At 62.8% G+C, this 18,007-nt stretch carries 16 protein-coding genes; 11 read left to right on the top strand and 5 right to left on the bottom strand.

The annotated features are described in order from the left end of the window. The first annotated feature begins 209 nt into the window (after positions 1 to 209). A complete protein-coding gene (locus MMB74_RS20915) occupies positions 210 to 695 on the top strand; it encodes a hypothetical protein (protein WP_277430570.1) in 486 nt (161 codons plus the stop codon). A gap of 639 nt (positions 696 to 1,334) precedes the next feature. On the opposite strand, the gene MMB74_RS20910 is transcribed toward MMB74_RS20915, so the two are convergent. After that, complete coding sequence (locus tag MMB74_RS20910; RefSeq protein ID WP_277430569.1) at positions 1,335 to 1,655, bottom strand: hypothetical protein; 321 nt, start codon at positions 1,653 to 1,655, stop codon at positions 1,335 to 1,337. Positions 1,656 to 1,667: 12 nt separating this feature from the next. On the opposite strand from MMB74_RS20910, the gene MMB74_RS20905 reads away from it, so the two are divergent. Both MMB74_RS20905 and MMB74_RS20900 read left to right on the top strand, forming a co-directional pair. After that, positions 1,668 to 3,440 carry a hypothetical protein gene (locus tag MMB74_RS20905; protein ID WP_277430568.1) on the top strand — a complete coding sequence of 591 codons (1,773 nt, stop codon included), beginning with the start codon at positions 1,668 to 1,670 and terminating at the stop codon, positions 3,438 to 3,440. Between the two features lie 95 nt (positions 3,441 to 3,535). Beyond that, complete coding sequence (locus tag MMB74_RS20900) at positions 3,536 to 5,050, top strand: hypothetical protein (RefSeq protein ID WP_277430567.1); 1,515 nt, start codon at positions 3,536 to 3,538, stop codon at positions 5,048 to 5,050. 179 nt (positions 5,051 to 5,229) lie between these two features. Here the strand turns inward: MMB74_RS20900 and MMB74_RS20895 are convergent, their stop codons facing one another. Then, the gene (locus MMB74_RS20895; protein WP_277430566.1) at positions 5,230 to 6,126 is read right to left on the bottom strand and encodes a LuxR family transcriptional regulator; all 897 of its coding nucleotides are present in this window, start codon (positions 6,124 to 6,126) and stop codon (positions 5,230 to 5,232) included. Between the two features lie 327 nt (positions 6,127 to 6,453). On the opposite strand from MMB74_RS20895, the gene imuA reads away from it, so the two are divergent. From imuA to MMB74_RS20880, 3 genes are read left to right on the top strand one after another with little or no spacing between them, the layout of a single operon-like run. Beyond that, positions 6,454 to 7,161 carry a translesion DNA synthesis-associated protein ImuA gene (gene imuA / locus MMB74_RS20890; protein WP_277430565.1) on the top strand — a complete coding sequence of 236 codons (708 nt, stop codon included), beginning with the start codon at positions 6,454 to 6,456 and terminating at the stop codon, positions 7,159 to 7,161. Further along, a complete protein-coding gene (locus MMB74_RS20885; RefSeq protein WP_277430564.1) occupies positions 7,091 to 8,566 on the top strand; it encodes a DNA polymerase Y family protein in 1,476 nt (491 codons plus the stop codon). Before imuA ends, MMB74_RS20885 begins: the two co-directional genes overlap by 71 nt. Before the next feature lie 6 nt (positions 8,567 to 8,572). Continuing rightward, a complete protein-coding gene (locus tag MMB74_RS20880) occupies positions 8,573 to 11,722 on the top strand; it encodes an error-prone DNA polymerase (protein ID WP_277430563.1) in 3,150 nt (1,049 codons plus the stop codon). Between the two features lie 135 nt (positions 11,723 to 11,857). Here the strand turns inward: MMB74_RS20880 and MMB74_RS20875 are convergent, their stop codons facing one another. Next, entirely contained in the window at positions 11,858 to 12,073 is a 216-nt protein-coding gene (locus MMB74_RS20875) for a copper ion binding protein (protein WP_277430562.1), read from the bottom strand. Positions 12,074 to 12,218: 145 nt separating this feature from the next. Here MMB74_RS20875 and cueR point away from each other — a divergent pair, with 145 nt between their 5' ends. The 3 genes from cueR to MMB74_RS20860 all read left to right on the top strand — a co-directional run bounded on the left by cueR (position 12,219) and on the right by MMB74_RS20860 (position 13,607). Then, positions 12,219 to 12,650: a Cu(I)-responsive transcriptional regulator gene (gene cueR, locus MMB74_RS20870; protein ID WP_277430561.1), complete on the top strand. Its 432-nt coding sequence runs from the start codon at positions 12,219 to 12,221 to the stop codon at positions 12,648 to 12,650. A 206-nt stretch (positions 12,651 to 12,856) separates the two neighbouring features. Next, complete coding sequence (locus tag MMB74_RS20865) at positions 12,857 to 13,003, top strand: DUF3563 family protein (protein WP_277430560.1); 147 nt, start codon at positions 12,857 to 12,859, stop codon at positions 13,001 to 13,003. Between the two features lie 325 nt (positions 13,004 to 13,328). Then, complete coding sequence (locus tag MMB74_RS20860; protein WP_325340050.1) at positions 13,329 to 13,607, top strand: hypothetical protein; 279 nt, start codon at positions 13,329 to 13,331, stop codon at positions 13,605 to 13,607. Between the two features lie 79 nt (positions 13,608 to 13,686). On the opposite strand, the gene MMB74_RS20855 is transcribed toward MMB74_RS20860, so the two are convergent. Both MMB74_RS20855 and MMB74_RS20850 read right to left on the bottom strand, forming a co-directional pair. Beyond that, entirely contained in the window at positions 13,687 to 14,532 is an 846-nt protein-coding gene (locus MMB74_RS20855) for a 23S rRNA (adenine(2030)-N(6))-methyltransferase RlmJ (RefSeq protein ID WP_277430558.1), read from the bottom strand. Between the two features lie 142 nt (positions 14,533 to 14,674). Beyond that, on the bottom strand, positions 14,675 to 15,646 hold the full coding sequence (locus MMB74_RS20850; protein ID WP_277430557.1) for an aldo/keto reductase: 972 nt from the start codon (positions 15,644 to 15,646) through the stop codon (positions 14,675 to 14,677). A 193-nt stretch (positions 15,647 to 15,839) separates the two neighbouring features. Here MMB74_RS20850 and MMB74_RS20845 point away from each other — a divergent pair, with 193 nt between their 5' ends. Beyond that, positions 15,840 to 16,637, top strand: coding sequence for a 3-hydroxybutyrate dehydrogenase (locus tag MMB74_RS20845; protein WP_277430556.1), 798 nt, complete (start codon positions 15,840 to 15,842; stop codon positions 16,635 to 16,637). A gap of 9 nt (positions 16,638 to 16,646) precedes the next feature. After that, complete coding sequence (locus MMB74_RS20840; protein ID WP_277430555.1) at positions 16,647 to 17,891, top strand: patatin-like phospholipase family protein; 1,245 nt, start codon at positions 16,647 to 16,649, stop codon at positions 17,889 to 17,891. Positions 17,892 to 18,007 lie beyond the last annotated feature (116 nt).

The raw sequence follows: 18,007 nt of genomic DNA, 5'->3' as shown, positions 1-18,007 counted from the left end.
GCTCGGCGATAGGGGCGCACGACGACGAAAGCGCTTCGGGCTTCACGGTTGGGCAATTCGAATTCGCGTTCTCGCCTATGAACGATGGCCGGCCCGGGGTACTTATCGGCTCGCGTTGGGGGGTCCCGCAACGCGGCGATTCGCAATACAGCAATCACTTTGCGATAGCGGTCATGACCCGACATCCGATTCGAGGCGAGATCGAGCCGATGGTCATCGACCTTGCTCGCGATCGCACTCATCCGCTGTCGCTGACTGAATGGCGCGCCGCCCAGCGTTTTCCGGATGCCGTGGTTGCAACGGCTCCTTTTAACCATCGATTGCAAATCGACACGCGATCGCTCAGCGGGCCGCAACGCACACGGCTTGCATTACTTCTCGATGCGCACGATGCGGACGTTTCGACGCTCGAGCGGATGCTTGCGCGAGAATCCGAGCCTGAAAGGCGGCGGATAACGATGGACTTTCTGCACGCGGCGCCCAAAAGCAATGTGCTGGCTCAGCCGTTTGGCGGCGAGGCCTACTATCAGAACTACGCGGCTACCCTGTCAGCGTCTCTCGAGCATCCGATGTGGCCGGCGTTGGCTGCTGTGCGCAATCGTCTTGCGATGCAGGTTATGGCCAAACGGATCGAACGCGAGATCGAACCGCTGCGGGTGTATGAGAAATGGCTTGCCAAAACTGAGCCTCGGTGACGCTTTTTTGTCGCTCCGGATGGCGTGCCATGGCCATTCGCGGGTGTCAGGCGCTTGGGCGGCGTGTGTGAGCGATTCGCGGACAGAGACGCGATACGGCGATCTTCGTTCGAGTGAAGCCGGCTTCGTATGCGAAGCGATGGCGCGCTCGCCCAGACGGTAGAGTTTCATGCATCCGTTTCACCGGCTCGCACACCGATACGGCCGCCGTCTTTCAATGTGGCGAGTGATGTGAGCCGAGGGATGATTTGGAACGTGGTACCCCGGGCCCCATGGCCCTCTTAGCCAATGCGCCGGACGCAATCGCGCGAGCATCGATCGATGCGTCCGAATCGGAGCGCTCTAGTCGCGACCGCGAAGATCGGCCATGCAGCCGATCCTGCTCGCATCAACGATGGAACACATAGCGGTGACGCGCGCATCTGCGATGCGCTGCTGACTCATGTCGGCGTGACATCTTAGCCGGCACGCTAATACCCGGAACGCGGTGCATAGCAGCGCGGCCCTAATCTCTATGAACCCCCAACGGGAGCCAGTCTTATGGTCAGAGTGTCATCCTCTAGCCCAACGTCATCGGGCGACGACAGCAACAGAAATTCCGATGCAGCGAAACGAAAGAAACCAACCGTCGTCCAGCCATCACCCGGCCCCGCGGGAGTGGATGGTCTCGCGCCGCGGAAACACGGGTTGAGGGGCGAGCGGCGCGGTATCGGAGAGCTCCCTGACGACAGCGTCATCACCTACGCAGTAGAAATGCTCGATGCCGCCGAGGCTGCGGAAGTGAACGTCAGTCCGGCAGCGATCAAGCGGCATGTCGGTTTCGCTCAACCATCGAGGACGCGCAGGGTGATAGAGGCGACTCGAAAGGCTCTTCCCGGCTTGAAAACAGAAGGGCAGCGCATCGCCAAGGTCGAGGAGCATCTTCAGCAGCGTGTAGAGGGAAAGGCCGCGGACGACCATCAGGCTGCCGCCATGGAGACTTGGTTCGAGGGTCTAAGCAACGCCCAGCGCAACGCGGTCTTCGTCGCGCCCGCAGCCGAGGGCGGGCCGAGCTGGTTGCAGCCGCTGAAGCTGCGCGTCCAGGGGGAGCCATCGCTCGAATTTGACGCCGAGCACTTGGTCGAGTGGCCGCCCGGCGTGATAGCGCAGTTGCCGCAGGATGCCCAGGCCATGCTGGCTGCGCGGCAAAAGATGCTGAGCGCGTTGAATATCGAAAGCGGTCCGGAAGCCGCTGCCTTCATCGAGGAGCACTTCGAGCAGCAGAGCTTCGATATCAACAAGGCGGCGCCTCGAGAAGTCGAGCGACTTGTCGAACTTCACCCGGAACTCGCGCCGATACTGCATGGGCTACAACGAGACGGCGCGAAGCTCACGTTCATTCGCAGCACGAAGACGCCGGATGCCGTGCTGGACGCGATGCGGCACGTCGCGAACAGCTCTCAGCACAACTTCATTTCGACTTGGTTTAGAGACTTTGTCGAAGCCGGCGTCGAGCCGACGGTCACTGACGACGATCTTGCCAAGATTCGCGAGGCTAACGCCAAGAGCAAGCGCGTTGCATTGACCAAGTTCAAGGACGACCCGTTCCGCAGCGCGATCGCGACACGTCAGAGCGATGACGCACTCGAGGATGCGCTCGACGTCCGAAAGTCGATCGACCTGATCAAAGACTTTTCCGAAAGCGCGATGTCGGTGGCAGTCGTGTCGCCTACGGGCGGAAACGAGGCTCGGGTCGATCAGGTCAATCACGCGTTGAACGAACTCTTCGGCCGTGAATACGCGCGCCGCAGAATGACGTTCGACGATGCCAATCGAACCTCCGAAGGCGCCAAGGCGATCATCACGTCGCTAGCGGTTTTGGCGCCTGTCGTCGAACTCGTTGAAAAAGGCCTGAATCTCGGTCCCGTCGCCAAGGCGATCGCGGCCGCCGGCGACGACGCCGCGGCCGAAAGCGCGGAGATCTCAGCGCTGAAAGAAGCGGGGGTTTCCAATCAAGAGCTGCTTCAACGAGTGGCTATCGCGGGGCCCGCTGCGGTGCTTTCGCTGGGGATGGCCGGCTCGATCGACGAAGTCGTGAAAGAACTCGGCGATCACGCGGGTGGCGCGATGTTTTCCACCAGCGCCGTGTTCCTATCGTTCGTCACATCCGTACTGTCGATTCAGTATTTCGCGAAGAACTACAAGCGCCTCGAGCGCGAAAACAAACTGCCGCCGGATCTCGTTCTCGACGAGAAGACGCGTGCGCTGCTCGACAAGGTCGAACAGGCGAAGATCTCCAAACGCGATCTGCTGCGTATCGTTGACCAGTCGCTCGAAAAGAGCGGTGCCACACAAGAGGAGCGCACGGCGGTGCACGCTCGTCTGTCGCGCTTCAATCAACGAAAGTTGCTGCGCGCGCTGGGCAAGGAAGGCAAGCTGTCGATGCGTCAAAACTCGCTCGTCGCGGGCGTCAAAGAAGCCGTTGGAGTCAACCCTGCACGGCTCGGTCTAATGGCCGGGACGTTGTCCTCACCGGTCGTCGGCTATGCGTTGGGGCCGTGGTTTCTGCATCAGCCCGTGCTGTATGCGATCGCCGGGTCGTTCGAGACGATCGTGGGAGCCGCCTCGATTTGGGCATACGGTCGCTCGTTCGATTCGCGCTGGAAGCGATTCGTGAGAAGGCGCGAGTCGGTGGATTCACCACGTGGCACTCAGGGCGAAGGCGGCATCGACGGGACGCAAGAGCCGCAGGCGCTCAACCCGTAATAGCCGCGTCATGCTTCGGATAGGCGCGATGGTCCGTTAGCGCATGAGCGCTTCATGGTTGCGCGCACGACGATAGTGCAAGGATGGTAGGCACGATGGTTAAACGAAATGGCGTGACACGCCAAGCGACTGGCGGATTCGATGGCTCGGGATTAGCCACTGGGGACGAAAACCGCGGTCGCGACGATGTGTCGAGAGCGACACCGGCGGTCAGCGGCGGCGCGGCGGTGGCCGATCTCAGCGCACGTTTGCCGCGGCGGGCGAAGGTTCGCATCGAAGGGACGAGCCGCGAGTTGAGCGATCGTATGCGCGAGATCGTCGGTCTCCGAACGTTCGACGAAAGCGCGTTCCAAACGACGATGAAAGCGGCCAAGGCCATCACGCCGACCGTCGACGGAACGCTGAAGAAGCGACTGCAAGCGGCGAACCGTTGGGCGCAACTGAACGTGGATCCTCTTGCGGGGCAACCGCTGAAGCTGATAGGACACGGCACGGACCACGCGGTGTACTTGGATCCAAACCGTCCCGGGAAGGTCGTCAAAATCAGCACGTGGTCGATGGGGCAAGTGGCCCTGTGGAATGCGCTGTTCGGCAGAGAAGCGAGTCAACGAACGCCGCCGGCGATAGAGGCTGGAGGCCAGCGGCTCGCGGCGAACGAAATGAAGCGGTACGCGCGACTCACCGCCGGTTTTCCGGATGGCGCCGTGCCTGGTCAATGCGTCCAGACAGACTACGTGCCCGTGCGTGGCGCCGCTCTGCAATACATGCTGCAGGGTGGCGTGGTGCCCGACGAGTCGCGGATATTGCCCAAGATCGATCCCGCAGCGACCTATCGCTTACTGACGATCGTGCGAGAGCAAGATTTCTTGCCTCAGCTATCCGATCCTTCTTCGTTGAACTTTAGCCTGAGCCTGCGTTTCATCGAACGTCTCACCGACTATCCAGAGCCGGAGCGCTACGCCGCCCTCAACGACAGCCTTGTTCTGAACCGGCCAGCCGATTTCGACGAGGCTCAGTTCCGCTATGTCATAAAGGGCACGAAGCTCGAAGCCTTATACGACGCGAGTCGCCTAGGCGATGAAGCGGGCGATAGCGTGCGAGATTTTCTCGTGCATGGCATCCGCTTTATGAATGACTCGCGGGAAGTGCTCGATGTGGGAGGGGACGGCAACGTGATCTTCAACAACGGAAAGTATTTCCTGCCCGATGCGCTGACCTCGCCTAGCTTCGAGGGCGGGCTCGATGTCGCTGCCGATGTATTGCGCAAGATGAAGCGCGGGGAGCCCGTCACGGGGCAGCAAGCATGGTCATTGGCTTTTACGCTCAACATCGTGCGCGCGATGAACGGGATGGCCCAGGCGCTCGGTATCGCCGAGCGTGTCCATCTGCTTCGGCCCGAGGAGGAGGCCGAAGCGATCGCGTGGGCGGAGCACCTGCCCCAACTACGTGGACCGGAGTCGAAGCCGAGCGCTACTCAGCCGACGGAGCGCTCGCTCGTTAGCGAGCCGATCGTGCTGTCCGTAGTGAATGGCCCGTGGGGCTTCGATACCCGCAAGTTGAAGGACGTTCCGAGGCAAGACGTCAAATCGTGCCAACCGCCGAGCCGTTGAAGTCGCGTCCCATACGGCGCCGCTCGGTGTCGATCGTCGTTGATCGAAGAGCCGACGGAAAGGGCGCTAGCGATCGAAAGCATCGTCGCACGCATGTTTCGACGGACTGGGCGTGGTCCGGCTGGCTTACCCTGGCCCAGGCGCAGTAACCGCTCGCGACAACGTCGACGCCTACTCCCTCATACCGCCTGCATCTTGCCCGCGAGAAACGCGAGTTGGCTGCGATTGCGGGCGCCGAACTTTTCGCGCAACTGGCGCAGGTGATAGTCGACGTTGTGGACGGTCGTATTGAGGCGCGCGGCGATCGCCTTATCCGACATGCCGACGACGACTGCGCCCAAGATGCGCTGCTGCAGTTGCGACAGCCCGCTCGCGCTTTCTTGACGGCAGATCGCTTGCACGTATGCCGCGCAGCGCTGGTGCAGCGATAGCCCCAGGCCGATCGCCTGGGCGATGACGCTGTCGGTGATCCAGTCGCAATGCTCGGGCGGCCCGGCGAACATGATGAGCGCGCGCATCGACGTGCGCGGGATCGGCAAGCTGAAGGCCAGGCCGCTCGCTAGGCCGTTTTCGCGCATGCCGTCGAAGAACCGCCGCAGCGGCGGATCGATGCCGTCCTTGCGCGAGGCGTTCACGAGCGAGCGCATGTCCCACACGTGCGGCCGGCTCGACTCGAAGGCGCGCCGCATATGCGGATCGCGCAGCAAATAGCCGCCTTCGAGCGCGAGCGGCAACAAGTCCGTCGACAGGTAGTTGCGCAACAGATAGGCATGTTCGGGCTGCTTTCTCGCGTCGAGCTTCAAGGCGGCGTAACCGAGGCCGCTAAAGCCGATGATGTTCAAAATGCCGCGAATCATGCGAATGCGTTCGTCGGTCGTGCGGGCCGCGCCCAGTTCCGCAGCGAGGAAGGTCGCGTCGCCGGTCTCCTCGGCGCGTGCGATCGGGGTCACGTCCATTTCGTCGATATAGCGAATCTCGCAACGCGTGCTCGACTTGAAATCGGGCGCCGGGTAATGCGCCGATGTCGATGCGCAGTGCAGGTCTTCGCGTTCGTCGACCACGTCCAGATATGACATGGGGTTTCCTATCTATCGTTGTTTTTGGAAGCGAGCGCAGCGCCGGGCGGCTTGCGGGAGGCGCGGACGGAGACGGCTGGCCGTCGGGTTGCACCTGCGGGTAGCACCCGCTGTCTCTGAAAGGATTTTATTGACGGCGTCGGGTCCGTGCCGCTTGGTATTTCGTAGTAGGGAAGAACGGAATGCTACGAGATTCAGGGGAATTTACGAAATCTCGGGGCGTGGCTGAAAGCTGCGAGAAAAGCAGAGGGGCATAAAAAGTTCCAGTTCCTCTACGCTCGATTGCGTGTAAGATCCTGTATGGATATACAGTGATTGGTGTGCCCGATGCTTGCCGACTCCTTCCGTGCCGAAGAGATCCACCCGTCGCTATGGCGGGCTTCGCAGCTTGCGCGCGGCCGAACTCGCGTAGTGGAAACGGGCTATCCGGCATTGTCGGCCGAGTTGCCCGGCGGCGGTTGGCCTCTCGGCGCGCTGGTCGATTTGCTCGTCCAGCAGGCGGGGATCGGCGAGATGCGGCTGCTGCAGCCTGCTTTGAGCGCGCTGGGCGAACGGCCGATCGCGTTGTTGCAGCCGCCGCAAGTTCCCAATGGCTTGGGACTCGGCTACATCGGGCTGCCGCTCGATCGGCTGTTGCATGTCAAAGCGCCGAAAACAGGCGATGCGCTGTGGTCTGCCGAGCAAATCCTGCGGGCCGGCAGTTGCGGCGCGTTGATCTTCTGGGCGCCGTATGCGCAGCCGTCGTCGCTGCGGCGTCTGCATCTAGCGGCGCAGTCGGGTGAAACGCTGTTCGTGATGGTGCGGCCTTCGACGATTGCGCAAGACGCCTCGCCCGCGCTGTTGCGGCTGGCGCTGCGGCCTTCGGCTGAAGGGCTGATGGTCGATATCGTGAAGCGACGAGGGCCCTCGCGCACGGAGCCTTTATCGATTCCTCTTCAACCTACGCCTGTTTTGCTGTCTCGCCATGCGCGTCTTTCTCGCCGTCCATTTGCCGAAACTGGCGCTCGAAGTATTCCGGCCGAAGTGGCTGCCTGAGCCGCCGGGCGGCAGCGCCGCGCTCGAGAAAGACAAGGTCGTCATCGCCGATGCGGCGGCGCGTGCGGCGGGTATCCGTCTTGGCATGAAGCGCGGCGGCGTGCTCACGTTGTCTGCCGATGTTCATCTGTACGAGCGCGATGCGGCGCGCGAAGCTGCGGCTCAACACGAAGTCGGTGTGGCGCTGATGCGGTTTTCGCCCGATGTCGCGCTTGCCGACGAAGCGGTGGTCATCGTCGAAGTCGGCGCGAGTCTGAGGCTTTTCGGCGGTCTGCGTGCCTTGTGCCGGCAGGCGCGGGCGATGCTCGACACGCTGGGCTTTACGGCGCGCATCGGCCTTGCGCCCACGGGGCAGGGCGCATGGTTGCTGGCGCGCTATGGCAATCGCCGTGTGGTGCGGCTCGGCTCGCTCGAACGGGTCTTATCGCCGCTTCCGATGATCGCCGTGCCCGAAGCGCGGCCGTTCGCGGAGTGGTTCGCCGGTCTAGGCTGCGCGACGATTGCCGATATTTGCCGCTTGCCTCGGGCCGGGTTACAGCGCCGCTGTGGCGAGCATATGCTCGACTCGCTCGATCGCGCGTTCGGCATGGCGCCCGAGTTGTTCGATTGGCTCGCGTTGCCGCCCACGTTTTCCGCACGGCTGGAATTGCCCGATCGCATCGAGCATGCGGAGGGCGCACTGCATGCTGCGCATCGCCTGATCGTGCAGTTGTGCGGCTGGCTTTGCGCAAAGCAATTGGCCGTGACGGCCGTCACGCTTTCGCTCGAACACGAGCGCGGCCGGCAAGCGGTGGCGCCTACGTCGATCGAAATCGCGCTTGGCGAGCCTGCTTGGCAAGAGGGGCATCTGCTGCGGTTGCTGAAGGAGCGGCTGCATCGCATCGAATTGACGGCTCCGATGATCGCGGTGCGGCTCGAGGCTGTGAAGGTCGAAGCGGCGGTGCCTGCGGCCGATCAGCTTTTTCCGGATCCGGGCGCGTCGGCGCAAAGCCATGCGCGGTTGCTCGAACTGCTGGTAGCGCGGCTTGGCGAAGAAAACGTCTTGCGTCCCGCGCCGCTCGCCGATTACCGGCCGGAGGTCGCCAATCGTTGGGCGCCGCTTACGCTCGATGCGCCCCGCGCGAAAAGCACGCTGCCCGAAGGCTTGCCGCGGCCGGCCTGGCTGCTCGCCGAGCCCGTGCGTTTGCTCACGCGCGCGCATCGCCCGTTTTACGGATCGCCGCTGCGCGTCGTTTCGCCGGCCGAGCGCATCGAGGCGGGCTGGTTCGACGGCGAACTCGTCACGCGCGATTACTTCGTCGCCGAGGCCGACGACAAAAGCTATTACTGGATTTACCGCGAGCGTGTCAGTAGCCGCGACGCCGAAGCGGGGCCGCGCTGGTTTCTCCACGGCCTATTTGGATGATGTGCGATGGTTCCCGGTCTCAGTGGGCTGCCGGCGTACGCCGAGCTTTTTTGCTTTTCCAACTTCACGTTCCTTCATGGCGCGTCGCATGCGCAAGAACTCGTCGAGCGCGCGGCCCAGCTCGGTTATGCGGGGCTTGCGATCACCGACGAATGCTCGCTCGCGGGCGTCGTCCGTGCGCACGAGGCTGCGAAGGAGGTGGGGTTGCCGCTCGTCATCGGCTCGTATTTCCGCTTGCGCCATGCCGATGGCTCGCCGTCGTTCGGCCTCGTCTTGCTCGCTCAAAACCGCGAGGGGTACGGCAATTTGTCGGAACTCATCACGTTGGCGCGCACGCGTGCGCCGAAAGGCGAGTATCGGCTGACGCCGTACGATCTCTCCCGCCCGGAGAGCGAGTTCGCGCATTTGCGCGGGATGCCCGATTGCCTGGCTATCCTCGTGCCCGATTTCCCGGCAAAGGAAGAGGCGCTTGCGGCACAGCTCGAATGGCTCGATGAAACGTTCTCCGGCCGCGCCTGGGCGGGCCTCGTGCTGCATCGGCGCGCGATGGACGACCTGCATCGCGGCGCGATCGAGCATGTCGCGCATCGTCAGGGGGTGCCGGTCGTGGCGCTTGGTCATGTCGTCATGCATGTTCGCTCGCGCAAGCCGCTGCAAGATACGATGACGGCCATTCGTGTGGGCAGGCCCATCCACGAATGCGGCTACGAACTCGCGCCCAATGCCGAGCAGCATCTGCGTTCGCGTTTGCGGCTCGTCAATCTTTATCCCGACGAGACGCTGCGCGAAACGCTCAATGTCATGTCGCGATGCCGGTTCTCGCTCGACGAGCTTCGCTACGAGTACCCCGACGAGCTCGTACCCGCGGGTTTCACGCCTACCGCCTATTTGCGGAAAGAAACATACGAGGGGGCGCGGCGGCGTTTTCCCGCCGGCATCCCTCACGAGGTGCAAAAGCAGATCGAACACGAACTCGCCCTGATTGCCGAGCTGCGTTACGAGGCGTACTTCCTGACGGTGTTCGACATCGTGCGCTATGCGCGCAGTCAAAACATTTTGTGCCAAGGGCGCGGGTCGGCCGCCAATTCCGCCGTCTGCTATTGCCTCGGCATTACCGAAGTCGATCCCGCGCGCGGCAACATGCTGTTCGAGCGGTTCATCAGCAAGGAACGGGGCGAGCCGCCCGACATCGACGTCGATTTCGAGCATCAGCGGCGCGAGATCGTGATGCAGTACATCTATCGCAAATACGGCCGGCATCGCGCGGCGATTGCGGCGGCCGTCTCGACTTATCGCCCGCGCGGCGCATTGCGCGAAACGGGCAAGGCGCTCGGCGTCGATCCGCAGATCGTCGACGCGGTGGCGAAGTCGCACCATTGGTTCGATACGAGCCGCGATTTGCTGGCGCGTTTCGAAGAGTCCGGGCTCGATCCCAATCAGCCGTTGATTCAAGCCTGGGCGAAGCTTGCCGCGCAGTTGCTGAATTTTCCGCGCCATCTCTCGCAACACTCGGGCGGGTTCGTCATCAGCCGGGGCAAACTGACGCGGCTCGTGCCCGTCGAGAATGCGGCGATGCCCGATCGCTCGGTGATTCAATGGGACAAAGACGATCTCGAATCATTAGGACTGCTAAAGGTCGATGTATTGGCGCTCGGCATGCTGTCGGTGATACGGCGCGCGCTCGATCTCGTTTCCGAGCGGCGCGGCGAGCGTTTCGACATGCAGGACGTGCCGCCCGAGGACGCCAAGACCTACGAGATGATTTCGCGTGCGGATACGGTGGGCGTCTTTCAGATCGAATCGCGCGCGCAGATGAGCATGCTGCCGCGACTGCAGCCGCGCACCTTCTACGATCTCGTGATCGAAGTGGCGATCGTGCGGCCCGGGCCGATTCAAGGCGGCGCCGTGCATCCGTATTTGCGCAGGCGCCAAAAGATCGAAACCGTCACCTACCCGAGCAAGGATTTGGAGGTCGCTTTGGGCCGCACGCTTGGGGTGCCCATCTTTCAGGAGCAGGTGATGCAGGTGGCGATCATCGCGGCCGGCTTCAGCCCGGGCGAAGCCGATCAATTGCGGCGTGCGATGGCGGCATGGAAACGCAAAGGCGATTTGCGGAAGTACTACGACCGCATCGTCAATGGGATGCTGGAACGCGGCTACGAGCGCAGCTTCGCCGATGCGATTTTCGAACAGATCAAGGGCTTCGGCGAATATGGCTTTCCGGAAAGCCATGCGGCGAGCTTCGCGCTGCTCGTCTATACGAGCAGTTGGCTCAAGTGCCATGAGCCCGAGGCTTTTCTGGCGGCGTTGCTGGGCAGCCAGCCGATGGGGTTCTATTCCCCGTCGCAGCTCGTGCAGGATGCGAGAAGGCGCGGCGTGCGGGTGCTGCCGGCCGATGTGACGATCAGTGGATGGGACGCCGTGCTCGAACCGATGGCGGGGGCGGCGCGTCCGGCCGTGCGCCTGGGACTATCGCTTTTGCGCGGCATGAAGCAGGAGGTGGCCGAGCGTATCGAAAACGCGCGGGCAGTGAGAGCGTTCGAGAGCGTGCACGATCTCGCGCGGCGCGCGCAGCTCGATCGGCACGATTTGCATGTGCTCGCCGATGCCAATGCGCTATCGAGGCTCGCCGGCAATCGTCGCGAAGCGCTATGGCATTCGGTGGCCGCCGTGCCCGAGAAGGATATGCTGGCAGCGGCGGTAGGGACCGACGATACGCCCGCCCTCGGCGCCCCGACGGAAGGGCAAAACATCGTGGCCGATTACCGTTCGTCGGGGTTGACGCTGCGACGCCATCCGCTTGCTTTGTTGCGCGCTCGGCTACTGGAAAAGCGGCTCATGCCGGCAGCGAAATTGAACGGCTACCGCAACGGCCAGCCCGCTCGCGGCTGCGGCATCGTGACGGTTCGTCAGCGGCCGGGCACGGCCAAAGGCGTGATCTTCATGACGCTCGAGGATGAAACGGGCAACGTCAACGTCATCATCTGGCCGAGCCTGCTCGAAAAGCAGCGCAAGGAAGTGCTCGGCGCTTCGTTGCTTGCCGTATACGGCGTATGGCAGTGTCAGGGGCAAGTGCGGCATCTCGTGGCCAAGCGGCTCGTCGATCTGTCGCATCTTTTGGGCGGGTTGCAGTCGGAGAGCCGGAATTTCCATTGAGGGGTGAAAGCAGGGGATGGCCGCGGCATCGCGCCGCTCGCGCGGGCCTTTATTTGAAGGCTGGCGGCGCGGCGATACGCCGCAGCCGCCGCGTGCGGTTCGGGGACTGCGGCGAGGACCGATCAGCCCCGCCGATCATGCATCGACGATCGTCCGGTTGCCCTTTACCTCGTAACCGGCGTCGACGATCGCACTGCCTATCCGCTCGGAGCTCGCCTGCGATTGGACACGCACTCGGCCGTTCTCGAGGTTCACTTCGACGAGCGCGGCCGAGTCCAGTGCACGAATCGCCTTGGTTACGGCGCTCACGCAATGCTGACAGCTCATGCCTTCCACTTGAAATTCGATCATTGCAAGGTTTCCCCTTCAAAAAGGTTGGGACGATAACGAGGTGGTTCGAGTCTCCATGCCGCGCTTACAGCGGCCCGTTCCGATGAAGCGTATACCTTCCCGCCATGGGAAGGTATACGCTTTGGGCATTCAACCGGAGCGAAGCATGAACATCGGAGAAGCGGCGCGCGAATCGGGCGTGACCGCAAAAATGATCCGTTATTACGAAAGCGTCGACTTGCTGGCCCCGAAGGGGCGTACCGATGCAGGCTATCGCGTCTATGGCCAGCCGGAAGTCCATACCTTGCGGTTCATTCGTCAAGCGCGCCACCTCGGGTTCTCGATCGACGACATTCGCAAACTGTTGGCGCTCTGGCAAGACCGCTCGCGCGCCAGCGCCGAGGTGAAAGCGATTGCGCTCCAGCACGTGGCCGATCTCGAACGCCGCATCGCGGAATTGTCGGAAATGCGCGACACGCTGACTCATCTAGCCCAGCACTGTCATGGCGATACGCGCCCGGACTGCCCCATTCTCGAGGGCTTGGCGAGCGATCAGGCGCCGGGCGATCACGCGCAAAGCCATTGCCCACAAGGGTGAGCGGGTTATTCGCTTGAAATGCACAACCATGGTGCATTTATGACACGCGTAGTGCGGGCTGGGCACCATTCCAAAGCGGAATGCACACTATTCAAGCATTTCACTCGCAATTTCGGCCGACATCTCTATAATCCGGGTTAACCCTTTTACGGGAAATCCCTGATGCGCGATCCGCTGGGGACATAACCCGACCCTTGGAGAACATCATGTTTGCCTACATCCTCGAAAAGCTCAGCAACTGGTTTGAATCGGCCGAACGCGCCCGCCGCGAAGCGTATTTGGCTTCGTCGTCGGACATCGTCGATCTCGAGCACCGCCTGCGCTCGCTCGAAATCAACGGCTACTCGAACTGACCGTACCTGCGGCGCACGACCGCCGCTAGCGCGCCCATTTTTCGCGCGAAGATGCACGTTATCTGAAAGCCTCGCTGGCTCGGCGAGGCTTTGTCGTATGCGGAGCAGATCGGCCCAGCCGTGCAAGTTCGCACCGCGTAGTGGCGGCGCCACTGCATCGGCATCGATGCGACTAGCGCGGACGTAGCTAGCGCGTTAAGGTACGACCATTCGTGGCGCGTTTTTCGCCATATGCCACGACGTACTTTTGCGGACGATCCCCATGGGCTTTTCTTCTTCACCTCGTTCACGTACGGCCGTTCGAACGACGGCATGTCTCGCATTGATGGGGATCGCCTCCTATGCGTTGGCCCAGGGCCAACCGTTGGTGCTCGATTCGCAAACGGGCATTCACGACGGACGAAGCGGCGTCGTGCTGCAAAACGCCCCGTTCTCGCGTGCGCCCATGGTGCCGGCGCAGCAGTTGCCCACACCCACGGAACTCGATTCGACGAGCGGCCAACCGCCGATCGTCGTCGCGCCCTATATCGCGCTGCCGGGCACGAACGGGGCCGCACCGGCCACCGGTTCCCGCTATCGGATGGCGCCGGGTTACCGCCAGTAGGACCCATCGAGCCGGCGCACGCCAGGCGCGTCCTGGCTATATCGAGCCGCTAAGCGCTGACCAGGTCCGCTAAGCGCCATTAAGCAACGCGCGAGTCCACCGTGAATTGGGCCGTGTCGTCTTGCCCCAGCGCATCGACGAGGTAGGGCAGGGTCTTCTTCATCTGAGCCGCGAGCGTATAGGGCGGGTTCACGATGAACATGCCGCTGCCGTAGAGCCCGTAGCCGTCCGACGGCGGACGGCTCACCGTCAGCGTGACATGCAGCCAGTTGGTCGGTTGCAATGCTTTCAACTGATCGGGGAATCGCTGCGACTCGATGCGCGTCACCTGCGGATACCAGATGGCGTACATGCCGGTGGCGAACCGCTTCAGGCTTTCCTCGATGCAGCCGAGCGTGCGAGCGTAGTCGCGCTTATCCTCGAACGACGGATCGACGAGCACCAGCGCGCGCCGCGGCGGCGGAGGCAGGATCGCTTTGATGCCGTCGAAGCCGTCGCCGGCGTACAGCATTGCACGGCGCCCGGCGTCGCGAAAATTGTGACGCAGCACCTCGATCTCGGTCGTGTGGAGTTCGAAAAGCCGCATCCGGTCCTGGGCGCGCATCAAGCGCCACGCCAGATACGGCGAACCGGGGTAGTAGCGCAACTGCCCATCGGGGTTCAGCGCGCGAATCTGCGCGAGGTAATCTTCCAGCACTTCGGGCAAATCCGAGCGCTGCCAGAGCTTGGCGATGCCCGTTTCGAACTCGGCGGTTTTGGTCGCGTAACCTTCGACGAGCGAGTACACGCCCGCACCGGCGTGCGTGTCGATGTACCAATAGGCCTTGTCCTTCTGCCCTAAGTAGCGCAGCAACTGCACGAGGACGGCGTGCTTGAGGACATCGGCGTGATTGCCGGCATGAAACGCGTGACGGTAGCTGAGCATACGGGCGAAAGAGTCAAAACTTCAGGGCGGCTGCGCGGCGCCAATGCGTGCGGAACGAGCCGCGAGCCGGCGCGCTCGAGCCTTCCGAACGCGCGGGCAGGGCGCGTATTGTACGGCAGCGCCCGGCTCGCTTTGCGCGCCGCTACGGCTCGACGCCTGCGACGATTTCCTCGATTCGTTGCGCGACCTCGGGCGTGATGCGCGCTGCGACGTCGCCCGCTTTCATGTTTTCCGCGATTTGCTCGACTCTCGATGCGCCGGTGATCACCGTGCTGACGCGCGGATTCTTGAGCACCCACGCGATCGCCAACTGCCCGACGCTGCAGCCAAGTTCGTACGCCACCTGCTCGAGCTTGCCGACGCGTTCGTTCTTGTCGGCATCGATAAGGCGCGCGCGCAACCAGTCGTAGCCCTCCAATTGCGCGCGGCTGCCCGCGGGCACGCCCGAACGATACTTCCCGGTCAACAAGCCCGACGCGAGCGGGCTCCAAGTTGTCAGGCCGAGCCCGATATCTTCATAGAGCCGCTTGTATTCCTGTTCGACACGCTTGCGGCAGAACAAGTTGTACTGCGGTTGTTCCATCACCGGCTTGTGCAGATGGTGGCGCTCGGCAATCTCGTAAGCGGCGCGAATCTCGTCGGCGCTCCATTCGGAGGTGCCCCAGTAGAGCGCTTTGCCGCGAGCGATCATGTCGCTCATTGCCCAAACCGTCTCTTCGAGCGGGGTATGCGGATCGGCGCGATGGCAAAACACAAGGTCGACGTAATCGAGTTGTAGGCGAGCCAGCGAACCGTCGATCGCGTTATGCAGATACTTGCGATTGAGCGTGTGATATTGGTTGGGCGCCTCGTGCAAGCCCCAGTAGAACTTCGTGGAGATGACGTAGCTCACGCGCGGCCAGGCCAGTTCCTTGAGCGCTTGCCCCATGATCTCCTCGGCTTGGCCGCCCGCGTAGACTTCCGCGTTATCGAAGAAATTCACGCCCGCGTCGCGCGCCGCCGCCAGCGATTCGCGCGCGGCGCGCCGATCAACTTGATTGCCGTAAGTCACCCACGAGCCCAAAGAAAGTTCGCTCACTTGCAGGCCAGAACGGCCGAGTCGCCGGTAATTCATGTATGCCTCCTAAAAAGTCGACCCGCAGAGCTTAATCCCATTCGCGCCAAGTCGCGTTGACGCCGGCCGATGGGGCACAATAGCGAAGTCGGTCGTGCTGCTCCATTCGGCCGAAGGTCATATGACGTTCGGCTAGCTTGTCGCACGCCGTGCGCCATGATGTCATTGTCCATGCATGCTTAAGGGGTGACGAATGTCGTCGTTGAATACGAGTCTGAACGGTAAGGCCGCAGTGGTGACGGGCGCCGCGAGCGGGATCGGCAAAGAAATCGCGCTCACGTTGGCGGCGCAGGGTGCGGCCGTGGCGATCGCCGATTTGAATCTGGCCGGTGCGCAAGCGGTGGCCGACCAAATTCGCGCCGCCGGCGGCAAGGCCATGGGCGTGGCCATGGATGTGACGAACGAGGAAGCCGTGAATAGCGGCATCGACGAAGTCGCCGCGCAGTTCGGTTCGGTCGACATCCTCGTATCGAACGCGGGCATTCAGATCGTCAACCCCATCGAGAGCTACAGCTTCTCCGATTGGAAGAAAATGCAGGCGATCCACGTCGATGGGGCCTTTCTCACCACCAAGGCTGCGCTCAAGCACATGTATAAAGGCGATCGCGGCGGGATCGTCATCTACATGGGTTCCGTCCATTCGCATGAGGCGTCGCCGTTGAAGTCGGCCTACGTCGCGGCCAAGCATGCGCTGCTCGGCCTCTCGCGCGTGCTCGCGAAAGAAGGCGCGGCGCACAACGTGCGCTCGCACGTCGTATGTCCCGGTTTCGTGCGCACGCCGCTCGTCGACAAACAAATTCCCGAGCAGGCGAAAGAGCTCGGGATCAGCGAAGAAGACGTGGTGAAGCGCGTCATGCTCGGCCAGACGGTGGACGGCATCTTTACCACCGTGGAAGATGTCGCGCAGACCGTGCTGTTCCTTTGCACGTTCCCGAGCGCCGCGCTGACGGGGCAGTCGTTCATCGTCTCGCACGGCTGGTGCATGCAATAAGGAGATCTCATGGGGGAGCGCAAAGCCACACGCGTGCGCGCAAGCGCCGCTGCTTCGACGAGCGATACCGGCGGGCACGCCAGGGCGGTGCGAGCGGCGAGCGTAGCGCCGTCCGTGGCCTTGCCTCCTTACGAGACGGTTGCGCTCGTCTTGCAAGGGGGCGGCGCGCTCGGCGCCTATCAAGCCGGCGTCTACGAGGGATTGCATGAAGCCGGTATCGTGCCCAATTGGGTCGCCGGCATATCGATCGGGGCCATCAACACCGCGATCATCGCGGGCAACGCGCCCGAGCATCGCGTGGGGAAGTTGAAGGCCTTCTGGGAGATGGTGTGCCAGCCTGCGTACGGCGTGCCGATTCCCCGCGCGATCGAGCACGCGTTGTTCGACTCGGCGGCGCCCGTGCGCACGGCCTTCACGACGATGCAGGCGCTAAGCGCCATCGTCGACGGCCAAAAGGGGTTCTTCGTGCCGCGCATGCCGCCGCCGCTGCCGTTCGTTTCGAGTTCGCCCGACACGGCCAGTTGGTACGACACCGCGCCGTTGAAAGCGACGCTCGAGCGTCTATGCGATTTCGATCGCATCAATTCGGGCGAGACGCGCGTGTCGGTCGCCGCGGTCAACGTCGGCACCGGCAACTTTGCTTACTTCGACAACCAGCATCAGAAGCTCAAGGCCGAGCATTTCATTGCCTCGGGATCGTTGCCGCCGGGGTTCGCCGCGACGGAGATCGAGGGCGAGTTTTACTGGGACGGGGGGCTCATGTCCAATACGCCGCTCTCCGAAGTCGTCCAGGCATCGCCCCGCCGCGATACGCTCGCGTTCCAGGTGGATCTATGGAGCGCCCGCGGTCCCGTTCCCACGAACCTGACGGACGTGCAGGGGCGAATGAAGGACATCCAATACTCGAGCCGCACCCGGATGGTGACGGACATGATGGAGCACTCGCAGCGCTTCAGGCATGTGTTGCGCGAGGTGCTTGCGCGGGTGGCGCCCGAGCATCGAGACGATCCGTGGTGCAGGCTCGCCCAGGAACTGTCGTCGTCGCATCGATACAACGTGTTTCAGCTGATTTACCGCGACAAGGAGTTCGACGGCAATTTCAAGGACTATCAGTTCGGTGCGTCGGCCATGCACGAGCATTGGCGTTGCGGTTTGCGCGACATTCGCGATAGCCTCGCGCAACCGGGCTGGCTGGAGATGCCGCAGAACGACGCAGGGTTCGTCACGCACGACATCCATCGCGATTTGCGGTGACCGAAAACGAAATGGCGCCCGTGAAAGGGCGCCATCGTCGGGTCCAGCCGTCAAGCCGGGGTCACGCAAACGCCGGGGCCATGCGACGCACGGCACGCGAGCGCGGCTGACCGGCG

This window comes from Trinickia sp. Y13 (assembly GCF_029522115.1).
GTDB lineage: Bacteria > Pseudomonadota > Gammaproteobacteria > Burkholderiales > Burkholderiaceae > Trinickia.
Note: the sequence above shows the minus strand (reverse complement) of the source record. Positions and strands in the feature narration are given on the sequence as shown.

Coding starts and splice junctions, on each gene's coding strand:
- MMB74_RS20865 (WP_277430560.1), top strand. CDS start 12,857: ATGTTTGCCTACATCCTCGAAAAGCTCAGCAACTGGTTTGAATCGGCC.
- MMB74_RS20880 (WP_277430563.1), top strand. CDS start 8,573: ATGGTTCCCGGTCTCAGTGGGCTGCCGGCGTACGCCGAGCTTTTTTGC.
- MMB74_RS20845 (WP_277430556.1), top strand. CDS start 15,840: ATGTCGTCGTTGAATACGAGTCTGAACGGTAAGGCCGCAGTGGTGACG.
- MMB74_RS20900 (WP_277430567.1), top strand. CDS start 3,536: ATGGTTAAACGAAATGGCGTGACACGCCAAGCGACTGGCGGATTCGAT.
- MMB74_RS20915 (WP_277430570.1), top strand. CDS start 210: ATGGTCATCGACCTTGCTCGCGATCGCACTCATCCGCTGTCGCTGACT.
- MMB74_RS20885 (WP_277430564.1), top strand. CDS start 7,091: ATGCGCGTCTTTCTCGCCGTCCATTTGCCGAAACTGGCGCTCGAAGTA.
- MMB74_RS20905 (WP_277430568.1), top strand. CDS start 1,668: ATGGAGACTTGGTTCGAGGGTCTAAGCAACGCCCAGCGCAACGCGGTC.
- MMB74_RS20910 (WP_277430569.1), bottom strand. CDS start 1,655: ATGGTCGTCCGCGGCCTTTCCCTCTACACGCTGCTGAAGATGCTCCTC.
- MMB74_RS20875 (WP_277430562.1), bottom strand. CDS start 12,073: ATGATCGAATTTCAAGTGGAAGGCATGAGCTGTCAGCATTGCGTGAGC.
- MMB74_RS20855 (WP_277430558.1), bottom strand. CDS start 14,532: ATGCTCAGCTACCGTCACGCGTTTCATGCCGGCAATCACGCCGATGTC.
- cueR (WP_277430561.1), top strand. CDS start 12,219: ATGAACATCGGAGAAGCGGCGCGCGAATCGGGCGTGACCGCAAAAATG.
- MMB74_RS20895 (WP_277430566.1), bottom strand. CDS start 6,126: ATGTCATATCTGGACGTGGTCGACGAACGCGAAGACCTGCACTGCGCA.
- MMB74_RS20850 (WP_277430557.1), bottom strand. CDS start 15,646: ATGAATTACCGGCGACTCGGCCGTTCTGGCCTGCAAGTGAGCGAACTT.
- MMB74_RS20840 (WP_277430555.1), top strand. CDS start 16,647: ATGGGGGAGCGCAAAGCCACACGCGTGCGCGCAAGCGCCGCTGCTTCG.
- imuA (WP_277430565.1), top strand. CDS start 6,454: ATGCTTGCCGACTCCTTCCGTGCCGAAGAGATCCACCCGTCGCTATGG.
- MMB74_RS20860 (WP_325340050.1), top strand. CDS start 13,329: ATGGGGATCGCCTCCTATGCGTTGGCCCAGGGCCAACCGTTGGTGCTC.